At 44.8% G+C, this 6761-nt stretch carries 3 protein-coding genes and 1 pseudogene; all 4 read left to right on the top strand.

All coding sequences use genetic code 11. The features are described from left to right. The first annotated feature begins 418 nt into the window (after positions 1 to 418). On the top strand, positions 419 to 3142 hold the full coding sequence (locus DP116_RS26020; protein ID WP_169157904.1) for a TonB-dependent siderophore receptor: 2724 nt from the start codon (positions 419 to 421) through the stop codon (positions 3140 to 3142). A 142-nt stretch (positions 3143 to 3284) separates the two neighbouring features. Continuing rightward, a complete protein-coding gene (locus tag DP116_RS26015) occupies positions 3285 to 5399 on the top strand; it encodes an acylase (RefSeq protein ID WP_169157903.1) in 2115 nt (704 codons plus the stop codon). Between the two features lie 145 nt (positions 5400 to 5544). Further along, positions 5545 to 5745, top strand: coding sequence for a hypothetical protein (locus tag DP116_RS26010; RefSeq protein WP_169157902.1), 201 nt, complete (start codon positions 5545 to 5547; stop codon positions 5743 to 5745). A gap of 543 nt (positions 5746 to 6288) precedes the next feature. After that, positions 6289 to 6761, top strand: a pseudogene (locus tag DP116_RS26005) (NAD(P)H-quinone oxidoreductase subunit F); the annotation flags it as partial.

The following is a 6761-nucleotide window of genomic DNA, read 5'->3' as shown; positions in this document are numbered from 1 at the left end:
GAGTTACAACTATATAAACAAAAATCTTACTATTGATAGATGTTAAAAACAGATGGCAACAAGATTTATCTTTTCTTCATCTCACATGATTCTGTGTAGTCTCAGTCAAATCATGTTAACTCACCCAAAAATGTTTACTGGTCAATGCTGTCTGTGTTCATACAGGTAATAGCATGATGTAAAAATGAACATGCACCATCAAGGTTTTCTAAATACCGACTTGACATCATGAAGTTTTATGAATGAATTAGTCTCAAAATGTAGCAATAGTGTGTTTAAAGTTGACCAACTAAATGTAAACTTTTGTTTGTTATAGTTTCAGCTTCTTGCTTTCTCAATGCAAATGAATTTCAATAATGTCCTATACTGGCGTCATCAACTAGAGATTTCGTGGCGTGAGGGAGTAACAACGAAAAGAATGAAATATAAGCGGCTTGTTCCCAGTCTGTTGCTGACAGGCGTAATAGTGGGGTTGCTCACAACTCCCACATTAAGTGAAGAAAAATCATCAATTGGAGTTGACAAGAGTACGGCATCTGGTGAAAAGAGCGCTCGTTCTACTCAACAACCACGTCTAGTAACCAATTCCCGGTTCGTTAAACCAATAACAGAGATTCGGTCACTCTCAGAGATAGAACGCCCAATTACCAGTGCTCAAATGCTTGTGCAGTCACCAACACCACAGGCAACACCCACCTCAGGAGTCGTGGAAGTGACCGGAGTGAAGGCGAATCCCACCAAAAAAGGCGTGGAGGTGATTTTACAGACACCCAAAGGTCAGGCGTTACAACTGGTGAATCGTAGTGCTGGCAATAACTTTGTCGTTGATATTCCTAATGCTCAACTACGGCTACCCAGTGGCGATGCATTCACATTTCGCTCCACCAAGCCAATTGCAGGTGTTACTGAAATAACGGTTACTAACTTTGATGCTAATACTATTCGAGTGACGGTGACAGGTGAGGCGGGTGTACCGACAGTCGAGTTGTTTGACAGTCCCAACGAAGGTATTATTTTCAGCGTCGCGAGTACATCACAAAGAGCGCAACAGGGGCAACCTCAAACACAACAATCACCTGCACAGCAGCCAGACAGTCAGAAAATGCCAACTCAACCATCCGCTAGTGGTGATGAACCAATTGAGTTGGTGGTAACAGGGGAGCAAGATGGATACAATTCATCTGTATCGACCACTGGGACGAAAGTCGATACGAATCAGCGTGATATTCCGCAAGCGATTCAAGTAGTGCCGCGACAGGTGATCCAAGACCAACAAATTACTCGCGTCGGCGATGCCGTGAGGAATCTGAGTGGCGTTCAAGTGCAAGCGGGTGGATCTCGCAGCACATTTGATCGATTCTATTTCCGAGGTTTTTCTAATGTTAATGATGGTGTTTTGCGGAATGGTCTGAGAGATCGAATTGGTAGCCGAGTTCCCTCGGAAACTGCGAACTTAGAACGCATCGAAGTGCTCAAAGGTCCGGGGTCTGTGCTTTACGGTCAAGGCATTCTGGGTGGTGCAGTCAACCTGATTACAAAGCAACCCCGTCAGGATCCTTACTATTCCATCGAAGGAACATTTGGCAATTTCGACTTTTATCGCGGTGCGGTTGACCTTTCTGGTCCCCTAACTAGCGATAAAACCCTGCTCTATCGCTTAAATGCTTCGGTGGAATCATCCGGCACGTTTATCGACTTCTTCGATACCCAGCGTTACTTTATTGCTCCGGTTTTATCCTGGCAAATTGGCAAGAATACAAAGCTAACCCTGGAAGCGGAATATCTGGACAGTCAACTGCAAGATGATAATGGACTGCCAGCGGTTGGTACGGTGCTGCCCAATCCAAATGGCAAAATTCCGCTCAATCGCAATATCAACGAACCGGACGACAAAGATAACCGCACTGCTTTGCGAGTTGGCTACAACTTTGAGCATCGCTTCAGTGAGAACTGGCAAATCCGCAATGCGTTTCAAAGTACGTTTTCCAAAGTTGACCAGAAATTCACTTCACCAACCGCTCTTCTGGCAGACAACCGCACCTTACAAAGAGGATCTTTCTTCGACAGCCAGGGAAGTACTTCTACCAATACCTACACGATGGATACCTACGTTGTGGGTAAATTTAAGACCGGGAGCATTCAACACCAACTGGTGACTGGCTTTGATCTGTTTAGACAAACTGATTTTACGCCTGATGGATTGAACAGCTCTCAGGCTCCCCTTGACCTGTTTAATCCGGTTTACGGTCGCCCTCAAGGACCTGTGAGCAGGTTTGATAGTGGTATCACATCTCAAGCTTTAGGCATTTACATTCAAGATCAGATTACCTTTGCCGACAACCTGAAGCTGCTCCTCGGTGGACGATTTGACCTTGTCAATCAGAAGCAAGAAAACTTCGTCGCCGCAACAACCACCTTTCAACAAGATGAAGCGTTCACGCCTCGTGTCGGGATTGTCTATCAACCGATCCCCGAGATTTCACTTTACGCCAGCTATGGTAAAGCCTTTCAGCAGAACTACGGCACCACCCTTGACAACACGCTATTCACACCAGAACGGGGGACCCAATATGAAGTCGGCGTCAAGGCAGACTTGAGCGATAAGGTTTCTGCAACCTTGGCATTCTATGACCTCACCCGCTCTAATGTGATAGTCCCTAATCCAAACAATACGCGGTTCTCTATCCTTACTGGAGAGCAACGCAGTCGAGGCATCGAATTCGACATCGCAGGCGAAGTCCTACCCGGATGGAACATCATTGCTGCCTATGCTTACACCGATGCCATCGTCACCAAAGACACCAGACCACTGCTGGTAGACAACCAGTTGAATAACATCCCGAAACACTCTTTTAGCGTGTGGACAACCTACACCCTGCAAAGCTCCTTTTTGCAGGGTTTGGGGTTTGGTTTAGGATTGTTTTATGTGGGCGATCGCCAAGGAGATTTAGCAAACACTTTTGAGTTACCGAATTATCTGCGGACGGATGCTGCTCTGTTCTACAAGCGAAATAATTTCCGAGCCGCTGTGAACATCAAAAACCTGTTTGACATCACATATTTTGAATCAGCTAATAGTAACCTGCGTGTCTATCCAGGAGCACCTTTGACTGTACAAGGAACAATTGGCTGGGAATTTTGATTGCTATTGTCTGTGGTTCGGAAATGGGCGTTGTTGAATCAGAGGAGGAACGTTGAACTTAACTGACAACTAAATCTCCCAAAATCCATCCTCCAAAATTGATATCCAACAGTGATGAGTAACTTAATTCCTAAATAGAAATATGAACTACCTACATAAAACTTTCCGGCAAAAACCATTCCGAGTTTTCGCATTTGTATTTGGTATCATCTTTGCTTTAGTTTTGGGATGTCAGACTTCTGCACAGATAACAAAATCCACTGAAATACTCTGGGATACTTATGGGATACCCCACATCTACGGCAAGGATACCCGAAGTGCATTTCAAGCCTTTGGTTGGGCACAGATGCAAAGTCACGGTAACTTGCTTTTGCGTCTTTACGGTCAAGCACGTGGACGTGCTGCCGAATACTGGGGAGAGAAATATTTAGACTCAGACCGTTGGGTTCTCACGGCAGGAATCCCAGAACGCGCGAGTTCTTGGTACAACGCACAAAATCCAACTTTTCGCAACTACCTGGATGCTTTTGCAGCGGGGATTAATGCTTACGCTAAGGAGCATGGCGAACTGATTGATGATGAAGTAGAGGTAGTGCTACCAGTCAAGCCAGAAGATGTTCTAGCTCACCTAAACCGAGTTTTGCATTTTACTTTTATTGTTAACCCACAGGACATTTCAGGCGTCGCCAAGCAAGAATCAAAAGCAGGGTCTAATGGTTGGGCTATAGCACCCGAACATTCTGCAAGTGGCAAAGCGATGCTGCTGGCAAACCCACATTTGCCTTGGTCGGATTTATTTTTGTGGTACGAAGCACAACTCTCGACTCCCGATATTGATGCTTATGGTGCAACACTTGTTGGAGTTCCGGTGTTGGCGATCGCCTTCAACGATAATTTAGGCTGGACTCACACCGTCAACATTTACGATGGTTGGGATACGTACTCACTCAAATTAGTTGACAATGGTTATCGCTTCGATGGCAAAGTGCGTCCCTTCGAGACAACAACTGTCTCCTTAAAAGTGAAACAAAAAGATGGTACGTTAAGCGAACAACCCCTCGTCGTCAAACGTTCTGTTCACGGTCCTGTGGTGACACAAAAAGATGGTTTTGCTTTGGCGTTGCGCGTTGCTGGTCTTGATCGACCTGGTGTCCTTGAGCAATGGTGGGATATGGCGCGTTCCCAAAACCTCAACCAGTTTCAATCTGTTCTCAAGCGTTTGCAACTACCTATGTTTACGGTGATGTATGCAGACAAAGATGGGCACATCATGCACCTGTTCAACGGTGATGTTCCAATTCGTTCTCAAGGTGATTTCAAATACTGGGAAGGGATTATTCCTGGTGACACGTCTAAAACACTATGGACGAAAATCCATCCCTACCAAGATTTACCACGCGTCATTGACCCAGAAAGCGGTTGGTTGCAAAATACTAATGACCCACCTTGGACAACGACGTATCCTACTGCTATTAAAGCAGATAATTACCCTGCTTACATGGCACCGACTGGCCTGATTTTTCCCAAGGATTTTCGGACGGAACGTTCTATAAGAATGCTATCTTCAGATGACAAAATTTCTTTCGATGAGATGGTAGAATACAAACATTCGACCCGGATGGAACTAGCAGATCGCATTTTGGATGACTTAATTCCCGCTTCCCGAAAGCAGGGGGGTGAATTAGCACGACGAGCAGCTGATGTCCTAGAAGCGTGGGATAGACAAGCCAATGCAGATTCTAAGGGTGCTGTACTTTTTGCCTTTTGGGCAAAACAGATGAACTTAGATGATAAATCGTTCAGCAAACCTTGGAGTGAAGACTCTCCACGCACCACCCCAGACGGTTTAGCCGATCCTAAAGGTGCAGTTGCAACACTGGAAGCTGTCGCGGGCAAAGTGGAAAAAGCTTATGGAAAGCTGGATATCGCGTGGGGGGATGTTTTCCGGGTGCATGTGGGCAATAAGGATTTACCTGCTAACGGTGGCGATGGAAGTCTCGGTATTTTCCGCGTCCTTAATTTTGCTCCAGGAGCAGAAGGTCGCTTCCAAGCAGTTGCTGGTGATTCGTTCGTCGCTGCTATTGAGTTTTCTCAACCAGTAAAGGCGATGGCGCTGATTGGCTATGGTAATGCAACTCAAAGCGGTTCGCCCCATACTGAAGACCAATTGCAGATGTTTGCCAACAAACAACTGCGTCCAGTTTGGCGCGATCGTCAAGATATTTTAGCGCATTTAGAGGAGCGTAAGGCATTCTGAATGTAACCAGGGTCAAAAAGCCTGTTTTTCCGGCTTTTTGGCTGTCTGGGATGGCATGTTTATTTATGCGCTTGCTGCACCACTATGTGGTATTGCAATTTTAATATAGGGGTATTAGCATATCTTAACATTACAGGTGGAATTGATGAATCGTGGGAAAATAGTTGCAATTATCACAGGTGCGGTTTCCATAATTTTGGCACTTGGCTACCTCCTGCTTGTACAACTGCTAGACTTTAGGGGCGAAATGAAACCTGCTCCTATTAGTGACTCGTCGCACCAGTCATCAGTAGTGGCATACATTTTACCAGCAAATGGGCAAGCAATAGTAGAAAAAATCTACTAACTAGAGTAACACGGACACAACGAATTGCGTCTGTGTTTGTTTCTAAAACTGCTATGGCAGTCCTAAATCCTGAGCCGCTACGGGCACGCTATGAGCGAACGTGAGCAAACTTGATCCCCCACTTCTCACCAGAAGTCGGGGATCTTAGTTTTTCAATTCTCACAACTCCTCAATGGATTGCTATATAGAGGTAAAATAATAGTAACTATTCAAACAGTGAACAGTTATCAGTTATCAGTTACCAGGCAGGAAACGGACTCGCCCACCCCTTGTTCACTGCGGCTGGTACTGTTGAATCAAGCATTTATAGATAATAAACAATAGTAACTATTGGAAATTTTCAAGCTATAAGAATTTCTTAGAGTCATGATAGACTAATGATTTAGCTAACTTATTCCCCTTTGACATAGATATAGGGTAATCTATGATTTAACGAAAATAAAATAAAACTTAAATTTTTCATTTCGCATATCTGCGTTGTTGAAAAAAACGGTTGTTGATTGACAACCGCGTCCTGTTATGCTGCAAATTGGAGGAGAATTAATGAGTCATTTTCTGCTTGAAACTGTTTGGTTAGTTCCCTGCTATGCCTTAAGTGGTGCGCTTTTAGCCGTACCCTGGTCTCCAGGAATCATTAAACGCACAGGACCAAGACCAGCAGGTTACATTAACTTGGTCATGACATTTCTTGCGTTTGTTCATTCTGCTTTGGTATTACCAATCGCCTGGAATCAAGCGCCATATGAGATATCTATACCTTGGCTGAATACTGCTGGTTTAAACCTTTCTATTGATTTAGAAATCTCCTCATTAAGTGTCGGCGCGATGGTCGTCATTACCGGCTTAAATTTGCTTGCACAAATTTTTGCTGTCGGCTACATGGAGATGGACTGGGGTTGGGCACGCTTTTACTCTCTGTTGGGATTGTTTGAAGCTGGGTTATGCGCCCTTGCATTATGCAACTCTTTGTTTTTCAGTTATGTGATTCTGGAAATCCTGACTTTAGGAACCTGTCT

The organism is Brasilonema bromeliae SPC951 (assembly GCF_012912135.1).
Classification (GTDB): Bacteria; Cyanobacteriota; Cyanobacteriia; order Cyanobacteriales; family Nostocaceae; genus Brasilonema; species Brasilonema bromeliae.
The sequence above is the reverse complement of the archived record's forward strand: the minus strand, read 5'-3'. Positions and strand labels throughout refer to the sequence as shown.